At 70.9% G+C, this 18339-nt stretch carries 18 protein-coding genes; 11 read left to right on the top strand and 7 right to left on the bottom strand.

What is annotated here, in order from left to right:
* Positions 1 to 108: 108 nt before the first annotated feature.
* The 8 genes from AAFO60_RS09540 to AAFO60_RS09575 all read left to right on the top strand — a co-directional run bounded on the left by AAFO60_RS09540 (position 109) and on the right by AAFO60_RS09575 (position 8117).
* A complete protein-coding gene (locus tag AAFO60_RS09540) occupies positions 109 to 945 on the top strand; it encodes a class I SAM-dependent methyltransferase (protein ID WP_347955950.1) in 837 nt (278 codons plus the stop codon).
* A 97-nt stretch (positions 946 to 1042) separates the two neighbouring features.
* Positions 1043 to 2593 (top strand): glycoside hydrolase family 57 protein, encoded by a 1551-nt coding sequence (locus tag AAFO60_RS09545; protein WP_347955951.1) that lies wholly within the window; start codon positions 1043 to 1045, stop codon positions 2591 to 2593.
* The gene (locus AAFO60_RS09550; protein ID WP_347955952.1) at positions 2593 to 3837 is read left to right on the top strand and encodes a glycosyltransferase family 4 protein; all 1245 of its coding nucleotides are present in this window, start codon (positions 2593 to 2595) and stop codon (positions 3835 to 3837) included. Before AAFO60_RS09545 ends, AAFO60_RS09550 begins: the two co-directional genes overlap by 1 nt.
* A 207-nt stretch (positions 3838 to 4044) precedes the next feature.
* Entirely contained in the window at positions 4045 to 4599 is a 555-nt protein-coding gene (locus AAFO60_RS09555) for an alternate-type signal peptide domain-containing protein (protein ID WP_347955953.1), read from the top strand.
* Between the two features lie 23 nt (positions 4600 to 4622).
* Positions 4623 to 5192: a hypothetical protein gene (locus AAFO60_RS09560; protein ID WP_347955954.1), complete on the top strand. Its 570-nt coding sequence runs from the start codon at positions 4623 to 4625 to the stop codon at positions 5190 to 5192.
* Positions 5189 to 5911 carry a signal peptidase I gene (locus AAFO60_RS09565; RefSeq protein WP_347955955.1) on the top strand — a complete coding sequence of 241 codons (723 nt, stop codon included), beginning with the start codon at positions 5189 to 5191 and terminating at the stop codon, positions 5909 to 5911. Before AAFO60_RS09560 ends, AAFO60_RS09565 begins: the two co-directional genes overlap by 4 nt.
* Positions 5908 to 6537: a hypothetical protein gene (locus AAFO60_RS09570; protein ID WP_347955956.1), complete on the top strand. Its 630-nt coding sequence runs from the start codon at positions 5908 to 5910 to the stop codon at positions 6535 to 6537. Before AAFO60_RS09565 ends, AAFO60_RS09570 begins: the two co-directional genes overlap by 4 nt.
* On the top strand, positions 6537 to 8117 hold the full coding sequence (locus AAFO60_RS09575; protein WP_347955957.1) for a signal peptidase I: 1581 nt from the start codon (positions 6537 to 6539) through the stop codon (positions 8115 to 8117). The genes AAFO60_RS09570 and AAFO60_RS09575 overlap by 1 nt, the downstream gene beginning before the upstream one ends.
* A gap of 13 nt (positions 8118 to 8130) precedes the next feature.
* On the opposite strand, the gene AAFO60_RS09580 is transcribed toward AAFO60_RS09575, so the two are convergent.
* A complete protein-coding gene (locus AAFO60_RS09580) occupies positions 8131 to 8889 on the bottom strand; it encodes an acyltransferase (RefSeq protein ID WP_347955958.1) in 759 nt (252 codons plus the stop codon).
* Positions 8890 to 9028: 139 nt separating this feature from the next.
* On the opposite strand from AAFO60_RS09580, the gene AAFO60_RS09585 reads away from it, so the two are divergent.
* Positions 9029 to 10339: a PQQ-binding-like beta-propeller repeat protein gene (locus tag AAFO60_RS09585; protein ID WP_347955959.1), complete on the top strand. Its 1311-nt coding sequence runs from the start codon at positions 9029 to 9031 to the stop codon at positions 10337 to 10339.
* 55 nt (positions 10340 to 10394) lie between these two features.
* Here AAFO60_RS09585 and AAFO60_RS09590 read toward each other — a convergent pair whose 3' ends face one another.
* From AAFO60_RS09590 to AAFO60_RS09600, 3 genes are all read right to left on the bottom strand, one after another.
* Positions 10395 to 11612, bottom strand: coding sequence for a THUMP-like domain-containing protein (locus AAFO60_RS09590; RefSeq protein ID WP_347955960.1), 1218 nt, complete (start codon positions 11610 to 11612; stop codon positions 10395 to 10397).
* A 164-nt stretch (positions 11613 to 11776) separates the two neighbouring features.
* On the bottom strand, positions 11777 to 12811 hold the full coding sequence (locus AAFO60_RS09595) for a class I SAM-dependent methyltransferase (RefSeq protein WP_347955961.1): 1035 nt from the start codon (positions 12809 to 12811) through the stop codon (positions 11777 to 11779).
* 15 nt (positions 12812 to 12826) lie between these two features.
* Positions 12827 to 13615, bottom strand: a complete 789-nt coding sequence (locus tag AAFO60_RS09600; RefSeq protein WP_347955962.1) for an enoyl-CoA hydratase/isomerase family protein — start codon at positions 13613 to 13615, stop codon at positions 12827 to 12829.
* A 92-nt stretch (positions 13616 to 13707) separates the two neighbouring features.
* Here AAFO60_RS09600 and ligD point away from each other — a divergent pair, with 92 nt between their 5' ends.
* Positions 13708 to 14691 (top strand): non-homologous end-joining DNA ligase, encoded by a 984-nt coding sequence (ligD, locus tag AAFO60_RS09605; RefSeq protein ID WP_347955963.1) that lies wholly within the window; start codon positions 13708 to 13710, stop codon positions 14689 to 14691.
* A 46-nt stretch (positions 14692 to 14737) separates the two neighbouring features.
* Here ligD and AAFO60_RS09610 read toward each other — a convergent pair whose 3' ends face one another.
* A complete protein-coding gene (locus AAFO60_RS09610; protein ID WP_347955964.1) occupies positions 14738 to 15559 on the bottom strand; it encodes an NUDIX hydrolase in 822 nt (273 codons plus the stop codon).
* Positions 15560 to 15651: 92 nt separating this feature from the next.
* Positions 15652 to 16488 (bottom strand): ABC transporter ATP-binding protein, encoded by an 837-nt coding sequence (locus tag AAFO60_RS09615; RefSeq protein ID WP_347955965.1) that lies wholly within the window; start codon positions 16486 to 16488, stop codon positions 15652 to 15654.
* A 101-nt stretch (positions 16489 to 16589) separates the two neighbouring features.
* On the opposite strand from AAFO60_RS09615, the gene AAFO60_RS09620 reads away from it, so the two are divergent.
* A complete protein-coding gene (locus AAFO60_RS09620) occupies positions 16590 to 17624 on the top strand; it encodes an LLM class flavin-dependent oxidoreductase (protein ID WP_347955966.1) in 1035 nt (344 codons plus the stop codon).
* 3 nt (positions 17625 to 17627) lie between these two features.
* On the opposite strand, the gene AAFO60_RS09625 is transcribed toward AAFO60_RS09620, so the two are convergent.
* Complete coding sequence (locus AAFO60_RS09625; protein WP_432211702.1) at positions 17628 to 18329, bottom strand: peptidyl-tRNA hydrolase; 702 nt, start codon at positions 18327 to 18329, stop codon at positions 17628 to 17630.
* Between the last annotated feature and the right edge of the window lie 10 nt (positions 18330 to 18339).

Here is an 18339-nt window from a genome sequence, read left to right on the forward strand (position 1 = left end):
GGCCATGGGTCTCTCCTCACTTTAGCGGCTGGCCACGGAGGGGAGAACATGGCACCGATCACTTCCCGACTACCGGGCGCCGCCGAGCCGGGTACTAAGGTCGAGGCGATGACCGAGATTTCACCGACTGCGCCGCTCACCGGATCGTCCCCCGCCGGGGCCGCCGATCCGGCGGCTCCGCAGTCCGACCAGCTGGCGCTCACCGGTGAGCGCACCGTGCCCGGGATCGCCGCGGAGAACTACTGGTTCCGCCGACACGAGGTGGCCTACGAGTTCGTTCTCGATCGGTGCGCCGACCTCGACGTCCTCGAAGCCGGGTCCGGCGAGGGCTACGGCGCGTCCATGCTCGCCACTCGCGCCCGGTCGGTGACCTGCGTCGACTACGACGAGCAGGCCGTCGAGCACACCCGTCGCCGCTACCCCGAGCTCATCGTGCATCGCGGCAACCTCATCGACCTGCCGCTGGCCGACGCGTCGGTCGACGTGGTGGTCAACTTCCAGGTCATCGAGCACCTGTGGGATCAGAGCGCCTTCGTCGCCGAATGCCACCGCGTCCTGCGCCCCGGCGGCGTCCTGCTGATGAGCACGCCGAACCGGATCACCTTCTCCCCCGGGCGCGACACCCCGCTGAACCCGTTCCACACCCGTGAACTCCACGCCGCCGAGCTGACCGAGCTGCTCGAGCAGGTCCCCGGGTCGGCCGGGTTCACCGTGGAACAGATGCTCGGGGTCTACCACGGCGCGGCGCTGCAGGCCCTCGACGACAAGTGGGGCGGTTCGATCATCGACGCGCAGATCGAGCGCGCCCTGGCCGGCGACGACTGGCCCGCCGAGCTGACCGCCGACGTCGCCGCCGTGGCGACCGCCGACTTCGACATCCGATCGGCCGCCGCGGCCGACATCGATGCCAGCCTCGATCTGCTGGCCGTGGCCGTACGCCGCTGACCGCGGCCGACGACGTCATGGCGGCCGCCCGACTCGTCCGGCCGCCGGGCGTTCCCGCCGCAAGGCGGTCTGACACCGTGAGGGATCTGAAACTGTCATGAGCACGACCCCCGCCGCAGCGAGCACCGCCGCGGTTCCCGGCCAGTTCACGCTGGTGCTCCACTCCCATCTGCCCTGGCTGGCCAATCACGGCCGCTGGCCGGTCGGCGAGGAGTGGCTGTATCAATCGTGGGCCCACTGCTACCAGCCGGTGTTCGCCGCCCTGCGGCGCCTGGCCGACGACGGCTTCACCGATGTGCTCTCCCTCGGCATCACCCCGGTGCTCGCCGCCCAGCTCGACGATCCGCACTGCGGCACCTCCATGTACGAGTGGCTCGCCGACTGGCAGTTGCGCGCGATGGAGGCGGCGACCTCCGCCGATCCGCTGCACCGAGCCATGGGCCACCGCGAGTTCCGTTCCGCCGCAGCCGCATTGACCGACTTCGAGACCCAGTGGCGGCACGGCGGCAGCCCGCAGATCCGGCCGCTGGTGGCCGACGGGGTCATCGAACTCCTCGGCGGCCCCCTCGCGCACCCCTTCCAACCGCTGCTGGACGACCGCCTGCGCACCCTCTCGCTGGCCGAGGGCCTGGCCGATGCGGAACTGCGCTGGGGCACCCGACCGACCGGGATCTGGGCACCGGAGTGCGCCTACACGCCCGGGATGGAGGACGGCTATCGCGCCGCCGGCGTGAGCCACTTCATGGTCGACGGCCCCACCCTCCACGGCGACACCGCCCTCGGGCGCCCCGTCGGCGACTCCGGCGTCGTCGCCTTCGGCCGCGATCTGACCGTCAGCTACCGCGTCTGGTCCCCCAAGTCCGGGTATCCCGGCCACGCCGACTACCGCGACTTCCACACCTACGATCACCTGACGGGGTTCAAACCCGTGCGCGTGACCGGCAAGAATGTGCCGAGTGAGGCGAAGAAGCCGTACGACCCGGAGCTGGTGAGCCCGGTCGTCGACCGGCACGTCGACGACTTCATCGACTGCGTGCGTCGGCGGCTCATCACCGAATCCGAACGCATCGGGCGGCCGGCGCACGTGGTGGCGGCCTTCGACACCGAGTTGTACGGACACTGGTGGCACGAGGGTCCGGTGTGGCTCGAGCGTCTGATGCGTCGACTGCCCGAGGCGGGCGTCACCGTCGGCTCGCTGGCCACCGCGCGACGCGAGGGCTTCGTCGGCGAGCCGGTGGCGCTCGGCGACTCGTCGTGGGGTTCGGGCAAGGACTGGCGCGTCTGGGAGGGACCGCAGGTGCAGCACCTGGTCCAGCTCAACAGCGAGGTCACCGCGACCGCCCTCGACTCGCTCGACAAGCGCCGCGACGGTCGTACCGGTCGCGATCCGGTCGCCGACCAGATCCTGCGCGAGACGCTGATGACCGTGCAGTCCGACTGGCCGTTCATGGTCTCCAAGGACACCGCGGCGGGCTATGCGCAGGACCGCGCCTACAAGCACGCGCACGCCACCCGCGAGATCTGCGCGGCCTCCGACGCCGGCCGCGACCAGCGCGCCGCGCAGTTGGCGGCCGGTTGGCGTCGGCCCGACAACCTGTTCGGGGCGCTCGACGCCCGCCGTCTGCCGAACCGGGAAGGCGGTCTGTGATGCGAGTGCTGGTGATCTCCTGGGAGTACCCGCCGGTCGTCGTCGGCGGCCTGGGCCGACACGTGCACCACCTGGCCGAGGCCGTCGCCGATCTGGGCCACGAGGTGATCGTGCTGACCCGGCAGCCGTCGGGCACCGACGCCACCACCCACCCCACCACCGACACCGTGGTCAACGGCGTCCGGGTGATCGCGGTCGCCGAGGACCCGCCGGTCTTCGACTTCGGCGCCGACATGATGGCGTGGACCCTGGCCATGGGACACGGCTTCGTCCGTGCCGGGCTGCGGATTCTGCGCGACGAGCCCGCCCCCGACGTCATCCACGCCCACGACTGGCTCGTCGCTCACCCGGCGATCGCCCTCGCCGAGTACTTCGACGCCCCGCTCGTCGCGACGCTGCACGCCACCGAGGCCGGACGGCACAGCGGCTGGGTGGCCGGGCACATCAACCGGCAGGTCCATTCGGTGGAGTGGTGGCTGGCGGGCGCCGCCGACTCGCTCATCACCTGCTCGGCGTCCATGCGCGACGAGGTCGGCGCACTGTTCGGCCCCGACCTCCCGCCGATCACCGTGATCCACAACGGCATCGACGTCGGCACCTGGTGCTTCATCGAGCGCACGCCGCGGACCGGGGCGCCCGAGCTCCTGTTCGCCGGTCGCCTGGAGTACGAGAAGGGCGTCCAGGATCTGCTGGAGGCGCTGCCCGCGATCCGCCGCGCGCATCCGGGCACCCGGCTCACCGTCGCCGGCGACGGAACGCAGTCGGACTGGCTGCACGAACGGGCCCGCGAGCATCGAGTGGCCGACGCCGTCGACTTCGTGGGGAAGAAGGACCGCGACGGTCTGATGGAGCTGATGCACCGCTGCGACGCGATCGTCCTGCCCAGTCGCTACGAGCCCTTCGGGATCGTCGCCCTGGAGGCGGCCGCCACCGGCATCCCGCTGGTCACCTCCACCGCGGGTGGCCTCGGCGAGGCGGTCGCGGACGGCGAGACCGGATGGACCTTCGAGCCCTTCGATCCGGCCGGGCTCGCCGCCGCGGTCTGCGCCGCCCTCGACGACCCGGACGCGGCGCAGCGACGCGCCCGCCGCGGCCGCGCCCGACTCAACGAGGAGTTCACCTGGCACGCGATCGCCGACCGCACCGCGCAGGTGTATCGCAGCGCCCGGCGCCGACCCGACCGACCGCTGGGCCGCCCGACGATCCCCTTGCGCCCCATGCCGGAACGGGACCCGAACGTCTGACCGCTGCGGCGCCGTCGCTCGCCGGCGGCGGCGGCGACACGCACCCTGGCACAGATCCAAACTGAATTCATCTGAACGACCGACCCTCGATTCCGCCGAACCGAGTAATGAAATGTCGGAGATCACCGAATATCTGATCAGTGGCATTCGCCACGTGATCGCAGCACGGCGGTGACCGCAGGCCCGCCGCGACTCGGAGGTAGACAGATGAACCGGAAGACCAAGGGCGCACTGGCCGTCGGCGCAGGCGCGATCCTGCTGCTCGGCGGAGCGGGATCGTACGCACTGTGGAGTGACGAGTCCCCGGTGGGCGGCGACGCGATCACCACCGGCGACCTCCAGCTGACCTGCGGCACCGGCGGCACCTGGACCGACGTCTCCCCCGACGGAGTCGTCGGCGGATCCGCGGTCGACCCGGCGACCGACCTGATGGTCCCCGGCGACTGGTGGAAGTACGCGAACACCTGCACGGTGGTCGCGACCGGCAAGAACATGCACGCCCAGATCAGTGTCGACACCGCGTCCGTCCCCGGATCGACCATCACCGACCCCGCCTGCGGCGGCGACTGCGTCACGTTCGACAACACCGCCGCCATCGGCGCCGGAACGCCCGTCAGCACCCCGGTCACGGTCAACGACGGCGACTCGGTCGCCGTCGGCGTCGTGGTGAAGTTCAACCGCGACACCCCCAACCGCGTCGGTGTCAACACCACGCTCAACGTCGACGGCATGAAAGTCGTGCTGAACCAGGTTCGGCCGTAACGGTCCGACCGACTCCGAACCGCGTGGTCACCCGACGCAACATCCTCTTCGCGGCCCTGGGCGTCCTGGTGGTGTCGCTGATCTTCGGATCGGTGTACACCACCGGGGCCCTGTGGGCCGACCAGCAGACCGAGAACGGCGGCGACGTCGAGACCGGGTCGATCCTGCTGGCCCCCGGGGCAGGCACTGCCGACACGTTCACGTTCGACGCGCTCGCCGCCGCGAACATGCTCCCCGGCTCGTCGACGTCGGCCGCCCTGACGATCACCAACGGCGGCAGCACCCCGCTGCGATTCCGCCTGGCCACCGCCGGACCGGGCCAGCTCGCGCCGGCCGGCACCGCGGTGACGATGAACCTCGCGGGCACGCAGGGACCGGGATGCCCCGGCACCGGCGCCGCGTTCGACGCGAAGGACACCTCGTCGCCGACCACGGCGTTCACCACCTCGTCCGCGCCGACCGGCTGGTGGCCGCTGGCCAAGGGCGCGAGCACCACGTGGTGCATCACCGCCAAGCTCGTGTCGGTGTCCCCGCAGACCGCGCCCGCGACCTTCCGGATGATCTTCGGCTTCGCCGCGGAGCAGACCCGATGACCGCGCCCGCGACCCCGGACTCCGTCGCCGAAGCCGACCCGCCCGTCCCCCGGACGCCGCGGCAACGCGCACTCCACCTCCTGTGGCAGGGCGCCAGCTGGCTCCTGCTGGCCGCGGCGTTCGCGGTCCTGGTCGGCACGATCGTCGTCCCCAAAGTCGCCGGCGCCCGACCGTACACGGTGCTGACCCCGTCGATGAAGCCCGACTATCCGCCGGGGACGCTCATCGTCGTCAAACCGCGCCCGATCGACTCGATCGCGGTCGGCGACGTCATCACCTACCAGATCGCCTCCGGTCGGCCGGACGTGATCACCCACCGCGTGACCGAGATCCAGCGCGCCGCGGACGGCGCCCCGCGGTTCGTGACCAGGGGCGACAACAACGGCATGGCCGACCCGGTGCCGGTCCGCCCGGTCCAGGTGCGCGGGGTCCTGTGGTACTCGGTCCCGTACCTCGGCTTTGTGAACACGTGGTTCACCGGCGCCAAGCGCACCGTCACCGTCTTCGTCCTGGCCGGCCTGCTGTTCGCATACGGCGCCTGGCAGTTCTATGCGGACTGGCGAGCCGAACGACGCCGTCGCCGCGCCGAGGAGGCCGCGGCCGGACCGGCCGACGACACCCCGACGACGCCGCTCACCGAGATCCCGGTGGACACCGCGCCCATACCCCGAGCGAGCATCGGCCACCGTCGACCCGCACCGCAGGAGGATCCGCAGTGAGACGCACCCGCTCCCGCCCGACCGACCGCGCGCCCGTGATCGACTCGCGCCGCGTGCGGGCCCTGCTCGCGAGCGGAATCCTGCTGGGCACCGGAGCGATCGGCACCACCGCGCTGTGGTCGACGTCGCCGCAGACCACTTCGGGACAGTTCAGCACCGGATTCATCGACATCCGGATGAGCCAGTCGTCGAACAACACCGACCCGAACGCCACGAAGAACCTCGCGGTCGCCTTCCCCGGCAGCCTGCTGCCGGGGAACAAGTCGGCGGTGATGGTGTCGATCAACAACCGGGGCACGGTCCCGTTCACGGTGACGATGTCGGCGAAGGTCGACGCGGTGTTCGCCGGCGCCTTCGACCTCGCTGCGTTCTCGCCGAACGGCACCGGCGGCCTGCAGATCACGAACGGCTCCTGCACGGCGGTGACCGGCTCACCGACCGCCTGGCCCGTCAAGCAGCTCAACACCAACGACCAGCAGGTGGTGTCGGGCACCACCGCCGTCCCCGTCGGCGCCGGCGGCTGGCAGCCGATGTGTCTGGAGATGCGGCTGCGGACCGACGCACCGGACACCGCCGCGGGGAAGACCGCGACCGCCACCCTCACCTACACCGCGACGAGCACGTGATGATCGACGACGACGCCCCCACCGTGGCCTTCCCCGTGCTGCCTCTCCCCGGCCCCGCCGTCTCCGGCGCCCGGCCGCGGCGCCGCGTGGCCGATCGGCTGCTGACCGTCGCTGCGATCGTCGGCGCCCTCTGCCTGATCCTCACCGTCGCCGCGCTCGCCTTCGGGATCCGGCCGGTGATCTTCGAGACCGGCTCCATGTCGCCGGCGATCCCGGCGGGCTCCCTCGGTGTCTCGCGCACCGTGGCCGCCGCCGACGTGCACCCGGGCGACGTCGTCGGCGTCACTCGCGACGACGGCGTCCGCGTGACGCACCGCGTGGTGTCGGTGACCGGTCTCGACGACGGCGGCAGGCGGCTGGTCCTGCAGGGCGATGCGAACCCGGTCGCCGATGCGCAGCCGTACACCGTGGACCGGGTGACCCGGGTCTATGTCACGGCGCCGTGGCTCGGATACGCGGCCGTCTGGCTGAAGAACCCGTACACGCTCGCCATGCAGGTCGTGGCCCTGCTCGCGCTGTTCGCGATCGCCTTCGCACCCCGGCGCGGCTGGCGGAACACTCCGCTCGCGGGCCGCCTGCTCGCCGGGACCGCCGCGGCGACCGTCGCGGTGGTCGCCGCGTCCGGCGCCCACGGCACCGGTCCCGCCCAGGCGGCACTGGGCGATGCGGCGACGGTCACCGGAACAGTGACCACCGCGCGGCCGAATCGAGCGCCCAGCGTGCAATGCGTCGACTACCCGGGGGTGCTCAACCTCTTGGCGGGCGCCGCCGATCTGAAGATCGCGAATCCGGCACCCGCGAACGGCGTCTACAGCTACGAGCTGCGGATCGCCGGTCGGTCGGGCGTCTTGACGACGGTCGGTCCGACGACCGCGAATCCGGTGACCGTTCGGATCGCCAACGGCCTGCTCGCCGCTCTGGTCGGCACCTTGACCGGCAACAGCGGACCGTGGACCGTGGAGGTCTACAGCAAGGTCGGCAACTTCTATTCGGCGACCGCGGTCCTGGTACCGATCAAGGTGGCGCTTCTTCCCCTGCTGAGCGTCCAATGCAATCCGGAGGGGACCTACCCGGGTTCGGCTCCCCTCGCCCGCCGTCTCACCGGCCCCGAGTCGACGTCCGAGTCGGCGTCGGCGCCCTCGTCGTCCACACCGGCCACCGCCTCGGCGCCTCCGATCGATTCTTCGTCCACGTCGTCGCCTGCACCGTCTGTGAGCGGTTCCCCGTCGGCAACCGCCTCTACGACGGCGCCGTCAACCACGACCTCCGCAGCGACGACCGCGTCCTCGACCCCGCCCGCCCCGACGCTGCCGCCGGGCGGCACCGCTACCGCCTCCGGTGCCTTCGCCTTCTATCGAGACGGCGACTCCCTCACCGTCCGGGACGCGACGTCGGCCGAAGTGGTCTACCGCGGGAGCTTCCCGTCGTCGAGCACGGTGCGGTGGCTCCCCGGGACCGAGGAGTTGGAGATCACCGAACCCGACGGCACGGTCGTCGTCGTGAGCCGGACCGGCACCGAATGGGTCGAGCACCGCACACCGCCGCCGGCCACCGCGTCCGAGGTCCCGGTCGCGAAGTAGGCGAGCGGCTCGATCAGTCGCCCGCGCCGTCTCGCTGGGCCGCCGCCTTCTTGCGTTCGATGTCGGCCAGGGCGCGTTCGAGTTCGGCACGCTGCTCGGCCCCGGCCTCCCACGCCTCCTTGCGGTTCTTGACCATCCGGGCGGGCGCGCCGACGGCGATCGCGTAGTCGTCGATCACGCCCTTGACCACCGCGTGCGCCCCCAGGACGCAGCCGCGGCCGACGACGGTGTTGCGCAGCACGGTCACCTTGGTGGCGATCCAGGTGTCGGGCCCGATCCGAACCGGTCCCTTGACGATGCCCTGATCCTTGATCGGCATCTCCAGGTTGTCGGTGACGTGGTCGAAGTCGCAGATGTAGCACCAGTCGGCGATCAGCGTCGAACCGCCGATCTCCATGTCCAGGTAGGAGTTGACGACGTTGTTGCAGCCGAAGACCGTCTTGTCGCCGATCCGCATGCTGCCCTCGTGGCAGCGGATCGAGTTGCCGTCGCCGATGTGCACCCAGCGGCCGATCTCCATGCGCGCCAATTCCGGGGTCGCGTGGATCTCGACGTCCTTCCCCAGGAACACCATGCCGCGCAGCACGATGTGCGGATTCGCCATCCGGAAGCGGGCCAGCCGGTAGTAACGCACCAGGTACCAGGGCGTCCAGGCGCGGTTGCGTTTGATCCAGCGCAGCGAGTCGAGGGTCAGAAAGCGCACCTGCTGCGGGTCGCGGCGGCGTCCGGCGCGCCACCGCGAGCGGTACGACGCGTTCCACATCGTGGTCATGCAGACAAACATAATCCACCGCCGCCGATGCACGTCCGCCGCATCGTCGGGCCGCGGCGGGCGACGGACCCGACGAACAGACGCGATAGAGTCGTGCGCGGACGCGGCGGCAGCCGCACCTTCACCAGATCGGAGCACGATGACCCAGGCCGCACGCCGACGCATGCGCGCGATCGTCCGCGCAGCAGTACTCGGAACGCTGACCGCACTGGTCCTCACCTCCTGCTCCGACGGTCACCTCGACGTCCGATCGGTTCCGGCCGCGGGCTGGTCGTCGTACGGCGGCAACAGCGCCAACAGCAACTTCAGCTACGCCCGGCCGCCGAGCGATCTGGCGCTGTCGTGGACGCGCCCGACCGGCGGACCGGTCACGAGCCCGGTGACGATGAACGGCGGCGGCGACGTCGTCGTCGGCGCCAACACGCCGACCGGCTGCAACCTGCTGGTGCTGGACAACCGGAACGGCCGCAAGAACTTCTGCAAACGCATGGCCAACGGCTTCTGGGGCAACGCGGCCCTCGTCGACCAGTTCGCCCAGCCCTATCTCGGTGAACCCGGCCGATTCCTCGCCCTGACCGGTGGCGGCGCCATCCGCTGGCGCAAGGACGTGATCGGCGTGCCGACGTCGGCCAAGTTCGTCGGGCCCGGTCACGTTCTGATCACCACCTCCCTCGGCCGGCTGATGATCGTCAACGCGCAGACCGGCGACCCGGTGGGCCCGGAGAAGGCGCTGTGGACGCGGCCCGCCACCGACCCGCTGACCGGGTTCGGCGACTGCGTGACCGGCGGTCCCGAATGCGCGGTGTCGGCACCGCCCGCCGTCGACTGGGGCCACGAACGGGTCTTCCTCAACTTCTTCCCGGAGGGCGCACGCACCTCCCAGGTCAAGGCCCTCGGCTATGCGCGCGAGGACCACGAGCGCACGCTCACCGACCTGTGGTCCGCGGACCTGCCCGGCGGCGTGGTCGGCGCGCCGACGGTGTCGGCCGACGGCAAGACCGTCTACGCCTTCGGCCGCGACGGGCGCCTCTACGCCCTCGACGCCGCCGACGGCGCCGTCCGCTGGAGCCACGACAACAGCGGCTACGGCTTCGGAACCATGAGCGTCTCCCCCGACGGCACCATTGTGCCCGCGGGCACGATCGGCGCACCGCTGGTGATCCTGCACGACGACGGCGACAAGGCCGTCGAGGTGGCCCGGCGCGACGACGTGCAGACCGCGGGCCTGTCGGCGCAAACCGCGGCGGGCACCGTCTGGACGGTGGTGCGCAGCGGTCCCGAACTGCAGTTGGAGCTGATGGAGGTCGACGCGAAGACCGGCGCGACCAAGCGGACCCTGCCGATGCCCGAGGCGAAGGGATTCGCCACCGGTGTGGCCGTCTCCGCCGCGGGACAGATCGCCGTCGCCACCAACATCGGCGCGGTGTACTACTTCAGCCCCGAGTCCTGACCCGACGCCGACGCTGACCCGACGCAGGCGCTGACCCGCCGGCGCCGACCCACGGTCAGGGCGCTCGCACGCCCGATTCGCACAGGAATGCCGTCCCCGCGCGTCCGATCCTGGTCATGATCAGGGTCAGGGGTCGAGATCCCTTGAGCTTCAACCGCTTCCGCAGCCGATCGGGATCGATGTCGAGGCCGCGGACCAGGATCTCCAAGCTCCCGCAGTCGTGGGCGGCGAGCGCACCGCGCAGCACCTTCTCCGTGACGCCGAGCCGATCGAGGACGCGGAAGCCGCGCTCACCCGCCGGAACCGAGTCTCCGGTCAGGTAGGCGATCTGCGGGTCGAGCTGACGCAGCCCGTGCCTGCGGGCGTAGTGCCTGACCAGCCCGGCCCGCACCACGGCCCCGTCCGGATCGACGATCCACTCCCCCACGCCGGGCTCGTCGAGCTCGTCGTCCTCGTCGCTGGTGACCTCGTAGTCGGCGCCCCCGGTGCGCAGCACGGTCGCCCGCCGCGCCGGTCGGTCGACTTCGGCCCACAGGCAGGCCTCCCGGACACCGCCGTCGAGGGAGACCAGTTGCACCTGCCCCTCGAACCCGAAGCGGTCGCGCAGCAGCCGGTAGTCCAGGCCCGGCGCGCACTTGACCACCAACTGGCGGCCCGCGTACACCGACAGCAGTTCCAGCAGCGGCGGATCGAGTTCGTCGAGTTTGAACGTGCGGCCCCGCGCATTGCGGCGGGCGGGGTCGGCGATCACCACGTCGGCCGTCGACACGGGCGCCAGCGCGTCGGCGCGCGCGAGCAGCCACGGTGCCCGCCTCGCGCCGGGTTCCGGCGCGGTCGTCAGGTTGTGGTCGGCCATCGCCAGGCGCACCGGATCGAGGTCGCTGCCGATCGTCCCGGCGATCCCCTCGGTCTCGGTCAGCGCCATCAGCTCGGAGCCGATCGAGCAGGTGACATCGTGGACCACGGCGCCGGGGGTCCGGGCCGCGATGTCGGCGGCCCGGTGTCGGGCGACGGCCGATGCCGTCGCCTGCTGCAGCGCCACGTCGCTCGCGAGCAGCGTCGCGGCGGCGTCGAGCTTCCCGACTGCCTTGCGGCGCACGCGGACCGCCTCGATCACTGCGGCCGTGCGGTCGCCGTAACGCGCTCGCAGTTCGGGCATCTCCCGCAGCAGCGTCTCGGGACTCAGCGTGAACTCGGCGGCCACCTGCAGCGCCTTCTCGCCGTATCGGGAACGAAGGAACGCGACGTCGTCGATGCTGAACTCGTACCCCACAGCGTCACTGTAGTCGTCGCGCGTGGCCGCGCCCGCACCAGACCGCCTCGGCGCCGGTGCGGCTGTCTTCGGCTGACGCCGAACAGAATTCCCCGCTCAGCGCCGACGACGACCGGGAGGCCAGTGTCGGTGCTGAGCGGGGAATCTGATCCGGATCGGTGTGCCTACTTCTCCGGCTTCACGCCGGTGATGAGGACGTTGTAGAAGAACTTCGGCGGGACCACCTTGCGCAGGATGTTCTCATCGAGCCAGGTCATCTTCTTCCAGCCGCCGAAGGCGAAACCGGCCCAACCCCAGCCCAGCTTCTCCGGCGGCACCGCCGCCTCGAAGGTGCGGACCGGCCAGCCGAGCATCGCCGCCGCCAGCTCCTCGGCGGTCGTCTCGACCTGGACGGCACCGGCGGCGGTCGCGAGGCGCTCCAGATCCTCCGGGGAGAAGGTGTGGATGTCGACGACCGCCTCGAGCGCCGCGGCCCGCGAGCTCTCGTCGAGCTCGGCCTGCGGACGACGCCAGCCCTGCAGCGGACCCAGCTTGGTGATGGTGGTGGTGGCCCACCAGGTGGCGCGGCTCATCCACCGCGCGTAGAAGTCGCCGTACGTCGACGGCTCGCCCGCGAAAACGAAGCGACCGCCCGGCTTCAGCACGCGCAGCACCTCGCGCAGCGACTTCTCCACGTCCGGAATGTGGTGCAGCACCGCGTGTCCGACGACGAGATCGAAGGTGTCGTCCTCGTACGGGATGGACTCGGCGTCGGCGACCCGGCCGTCGACGTCCAATCCGAGGTTCTCGGCGTTGCGCAGGGCGACCTTCACCATGCCCGGCGAGAGATCGGTGACCGATCCCTTCTCGGCCACGCCGGACTGCATGAGGTTCAGCAGGAAGAATCCGGTGCCGCAGCCCAGCTCCATCGCCCGCTCGTAGGGCACCGGCGCATCCGGCACGATCTTGTCGAAGCGTCCGCGTGCGAAGTCGATCAGACGCTGGTCGAACGAGATCGACCACTTCTCGTCGTAGGTCTCGGCCTCCCAGTCGTGGTACAGCACCTGGGCCAGCTTGGTGTCGGTCATCGCGGCCGCGACCTGCTCGGCGGTCGCATGCGGGTTCGGCGCCGGGTCCACCCGGTCGGCCGCTACCGCGTCGTCTGCGGCGTCGCTCTGCGCCGCGGGCACGTTCTCGTTCTTGTCTTCGACCGCAGTCATGCGGGGATCCCCTCGTTACTTTCCGGTGAATTCGGCTTTGCCGGGGCCGTTCGCCACGAACGACTCCATGCCGATCGTGCGATCGTCGGTGCCGAACAGGGCCGCGAAGACCTGTTCCTCGATCTTGAGGCCGGTCGCCAGATCGACCTCGAGACCCGAATCGATCGCGGTCTTGGCGGCGGCGAGCGCCACCGATGCGGCACCGGCGAACTGCCCCGCCCACTTGAGCGCCTCGTTGTACACCTCGTCCGGCGCGACGACCTGGTCGACCAGACCGATGCGCAGCGCCTCCTCGGCGCCGACGAAGCGGCCGGTGAAGACCATGTCCTTGGCGCGCGACGGGCCGATCAGGCGCGCCAGCCGCTGCGTGCCGCCGCCACCGGGGATCACCCCGAGCAGGACCTCGGGCACGCCGAGCTTGGCGTTGTCGCCGGCGATGCGACGGTCGGCGCCGAGCGCCACCTCCAGGCCACCGCCGAGTGCGTAGCCGGTGATGGCCGCGACGGTCGGCTTCGGAATCTCCGAGATCGCGCCCAGCGCCCGCTGCAGGCGGCCGGCGACCTTCGCCATGTCCGCACGCGACATGTCGAGCATCTCCTTGATGTCGGCGCCCGCCGCCAGCACCTTGGGTCCGCCGTAGAGGACGACGGCCTTGATGTCGTCGCGCATGCTCGCCTCTTCGGCCGCCGCGGCGAGCTCGGTCTGGACCTGACGGTTCAACGCGTTCATCGGCGGGCGGTTCAACAAGATGGTGCCGACGCCCGGATGTTCCTCCGAGGTCTCCAGGGTTACAAACTCAGCCATGAGGGCAGGCTACCGGTAGGTCAGGTCCAGTTCCCAACCGGACCACAACCGTGAGACAGTGACGACCGTCACCGGCAGGCTACCGTAGACGCATGGGTGGCGAGCCAGTGGTCCTGCAGGTCCCGGTTCCGGACGGGTCCGCCGCGGACGCCGCCGTGCGCGAGGTCCGGCTCAGCAGCCCCGATCGCCTCTACTTCCCCGACCTCGGGCTCACCAAACTCGACATCGCGCGGTACTACCTGGCCGTCGCCGACGGAATCACGCGCGCCCTCCATCACCGTCCGTGCATGTTGCACCGTTTTCCGCGCGGCACGACCGAGAAGAAGGTCCACCAGAAGAAGCTGCCTGCCGGTGCACCCGACTGGGTGCAGACGGTCGACATCTTCTTCCCCCGCTACTCGCGCACGGTGGCCGAACTGTGCGTCACCGAACCGGCCGCCGTCGTGTGGGCGGTCCAGATGTCGACCGTCGAGTTCCATCCGTGGAACTCCCGGCGCGAGCAGGTGGAGCGACCCGACGAATGGCGCATCGACCTGGACCCGATGCCGGGCGCCGATCTGGCGCGCGTGCGCCGCGTGGCACACGTGGCGCACGAAGTCCTCGACGAACTGGGCATCGTCGGCTACCCGAAGACCTCCGGCGGACGCGGCCTGCACATCTACGTCCGCATCGCGCCGGACTGGGATTTCCACGACGTGCGCCGCGCCGCGCTCGCCTTCGGGACCGAGGTGGCGCGTCGCCTGCCCGGCGACGCGACCGTCACCTGGTGGCGCAAGGACCGCGATCCGAACGCGGTCTTCATCGACTTCAACCAGAACGCGCGCGACCACACGATGGCCGCCGCCTACTCGATCCGCGCCAATGCGCGCGCCACGGTGTCGGCGCCGCTGTCGTGGTCGGAGATCGACGACGCCGAACCGGACGACTTCACGGTCACCACGATGCCCGGCAGGTACGACGCGCTGGGCGACCTCCACGCCGGCCTCGATGACCGCGCACATCGCCTCGACACCCTGCTCGAATGGGCCGACCGCGACGGTCTGGCCGCACCCGATTCCCAGGCGCACGAACCCTAGGCTCCGAACGGCGGCCGCCGCCCGCCCGGCACCGGCGCCGCGACGGTCAGGAGTTCGCGTCCTTCAACCGGTCCAACCGTCCGTCGCCGAGGGAGGCGAGGTACGAGGACGAGTCGGCGAAGCGCAGACCGGACAGCCCCGACGGGTCGGCGATCGACGGTTCGATCGGTTCGATGACGTGGTCGGTCGCCATCAGGTCGGCGACCGTCGCGTATCCGGCGATCGTCCGCAGCTGCGACCACGTCGGCGGCAGCAGGAAATGGTTGCCCGCATCCCAGTCCGTCAGCGCCTCCTCGGCGGTCTGCCACATGGTCGCGGCCGCCTCGGAGGTCTCGCCGTCGGCGATCTGCCCGGCCGGCAGTTCGGCCAGGAAGAACCGGGTGTCGTAGCGTCGGACCTCGTTCTTCGGGGTGATCCAGTGCGACAGCGGCGCCAGCAGATCGGTGCGCAGCACCAGCTCGTGGTCGGCGAGGAACTGCGCGAACGACAACTCCTTGTCGACCAGGCGGGCACGCTCGCCGGTGAGGGCCGCAGGATCGGGGTGCACCGCGGTGGCCGAGCCGGCGAGCAGCACGCCGCATTCCTCGAAGGTCTCCCGGACCGCCGCGCACACCAGGGCGCGGGCGCTCTCGACGTCGGTCGCGAACTGCTCGGCCCACCATTCGACGTCGGGGCCGGCCCAGTTGATCTCCGCGTCCCGGTCGCGGTCGTCGACCCCGCCGCCGGGGAAGACGGTCATGCCGCCGGCGAAGGCCATCTGCTTGACCCGGCGCTGCAGGAAGATCTCGATCCCGTCTGCGGAATCCCGGACCAGCACCACCGTGGAGGCGTCACGCAGCGGCACCGCCGCCGCACCTTCTACGAACATCTTCAGAACTCCTTCGTCACCGCCCCCGAACCGAGCGAACGTTCGGGCCCTCTTCGACTGTAGCCGGGGAGCCTGGCGCGGTGTCGGCCCGGTCACATCTCGGACCGGCGATGCCCTCCCGCGCGCCGCGCACGCCGCGCGAAGTACCGGTCGTCGTCGACGCTGACGGTGATGTTCTGCCGGAAGGTCGCCGACAGGTTCTCCGCCGTCAGGGTCTCCTCGAGCGAACCCTGCGCGGTGACCGCGCCTTCGGAGAGCATCATGACGTTCGTGAAGCCCGGCGGGATCTCCTCCACGTGGTGGGTGATCAGGACCAGCGCGGGAGCATCGGGATCGGCGGCCAGGGTGCTCAGCCGATCGACCAGCTCTTCGCGCCCGCCCAGATCCAATCCGGCGGCGGGCTCGTCGAGCAGCAGCAGTTCCGGATCGGTCATCAGCCCGCGCGCGATCAGCACCCGCTTGCGCTCCCCCTCCGACAGGGTGCCGAATCGACGGTCGGCCAGATGCTCTGCACCCATCGACTCGAGGATGTTCGCCGCCTGGGTCCGATCCATCTCGTCGTACTCCTCGCGCCAGCGTCCCAGCACCGAGTAGCCCGCCGAGATCACCAGGTCCGAGACCAGTTCGTCGCCCGGCACGCGGGCCGCCATCGCCGAGCTGACGAGACCGATCCGCGTCGACAGCTCCCGCACGTCGACCCTGCCCAGCTGCTCACCGACGACGAAGGCGTCGCCCCGGGTCGGGAAGTCCATCGCGGCCGCCATCCGCAGCAGCGAGGTCTTGCCCGCCCCGTTGGGTCCGATGATCACCCAGCGCTCGTCCAGCTCTACCTGCCAGTTCACCGGCCCCACAAGGGTTTTCCCGTCACGGATGAGCGAGACGTCGCGGAAGTCGATGAGCAGGTCAAGGTCAGCAATCAGTTCGGTCACCCCTCTATGGTGCCGGATGGCCCACCCGTTCGGGCCGAGTGGAAGGGCGTGGAGAACACCGGCGGCGGAATACCTGAGCTCCGCGAACCGCTGAACCTGTGGTGACCGACTCTCCTTCCTCCCCGGACCCGCTCGTCCGCGACCGCCGCGTCCCGTTCTCACTCCTCGATCTGGCCCAGGTGGGCGGCGGCGAGAGCGTGGGCGAATCCCTCGCACACTCGCGGCGGCTGGCCGAATTCGCCGACAGCGTCGGCTACCGCAGACTCTGGTACGCCGAGCACCACAACATGCCCACGATCGCCTCGGCCGCGCCCGCCGTCCTCATCTCGCACATGGCCGCGCACACCTCGCGGATCCGTCTCGGCGCGGGCGGGGTGATGCTGCCCAATCATTCGCCGCTGGCGATCGCCGAGCAGTTCGGCACCCTCGCCGAGCTGTACCCGGGCCGAATCGATCTGGGTCTGGGCCGCGCCCCCGGCGGCGACGCCGCGACCTTCACCGCGCTGCGTCGCACCCCGGCGGCCGCCGAGAACTTCCCCGGCGACGTCGTCGAGCTGCAGCGGTACTTCGCCGGGACGTCGGTCCACGGGGTGCGGGCCACGCCCGGCGCGGGGACCGGCGTGCCCCTCTACATCCTGGGTTCCTCGCTGTTCGGGGCGCAGCTGGCCGCCGCCCTCGGGCTGCCGTACGCGTTCGCCTCGCATTTCGCTCCCCAGGCCCTGGAGCAGGCGCTGTCGCTGTACCGCCGCGACTTCCGTCCCGCCGAGCTGCCCGACGGGACGCTCAGCCGACCGTCGGTGATGGTCGCCGCGACCGTCATCGCCGACGACGACGCCGACCGCGCCGCAGAACAGCTGCGCCAAGCCAAGATCGCGCGCATCAAGTTCCTGTTCAACCGGGGCCGCAATCTGACCTCCGCCGAGGCCGAGAGCCTTCTGGACGGACCGCAGGGTGCGCAGGTCGACGAGATGCTGCGCTACGCCGCCGTCGGCACCACGGCCGACGTCCTGGCGCAGCTGGACGCCTTCGCCGCCCGCACCGGTGCCGACGAGTTGATCCTCGCGCCCCTGGCCGGTGACCGCGAGGTCTGGTTCGGCACCGTCGAGAAGCTCGCGCCGCCGGCCGTCGGTCGCTGACGGTCAGCGCCGTTCGGCGACGACCGTCAGCGAGCCGGGTTCGATCTCGGTGAAGCCGGCGTCCTGGACCCCCACGACGCGCCCGGCGGCGACCGCCGCCGTCAACTGCGCCCAGTGGCCGGGTCCGGGCCGCCGCACGTCCAGCGGACAGCCCGCGGCGTACCAGTCGGCGGCCTCCGCCTCGGTCATCAGGCGCACCCCCAGCATGGCCGCGTGCCCCACCTGCGCGGCGGTCTTGCCGACGGTCATCGCCAGGTCCGGATTCACCCAGAGCGTCAATCCACCGGGCGCGGTCGGCGCAGGCTCGTCGCCCGGCAGGTCGCCGTCGACGTCGGTGCCGCCGATCTGCAGCTTGGCGATCCGCTTGTCGACCTCGCCGACGCGGCCGGGCACGTAGGCGCGTGCCATCGCGCCGTCGACCTCGGCGGTGACCCCGGCGACGTCCTGCGCGGCCAGCCACTGAGCACCGCGCGCTCGTCGCGCGATCTTGCGGATCCGGGCATCACACCAGGCGTCCATCGGCGCCGCCCACTCGCCGTCATCGGCCACCCGGGGATCGAGGCAGAGCAGGGCGACGGACCTCGCCGCAGCCACCAGGAGACGGTGGCGGCCGGGCGGATCGTTCTTCTCGATGCGCAGAACCATCTGCATGGCCTGCACGTTCGCCGGGTCCTCGGGGTCGTCGTACCTGCCGAGATACGACACGAGACGACGA

The organism is Gordonia aichiensis (assembly GCF_039946255.1).
GTDB classification, from domain to species: Bacteria; Actinomycetota; Actinomycetes; order Mycobacteriales; family Mycobacteriaceae; genus Gordonia; species Gordonia aichiensis_A.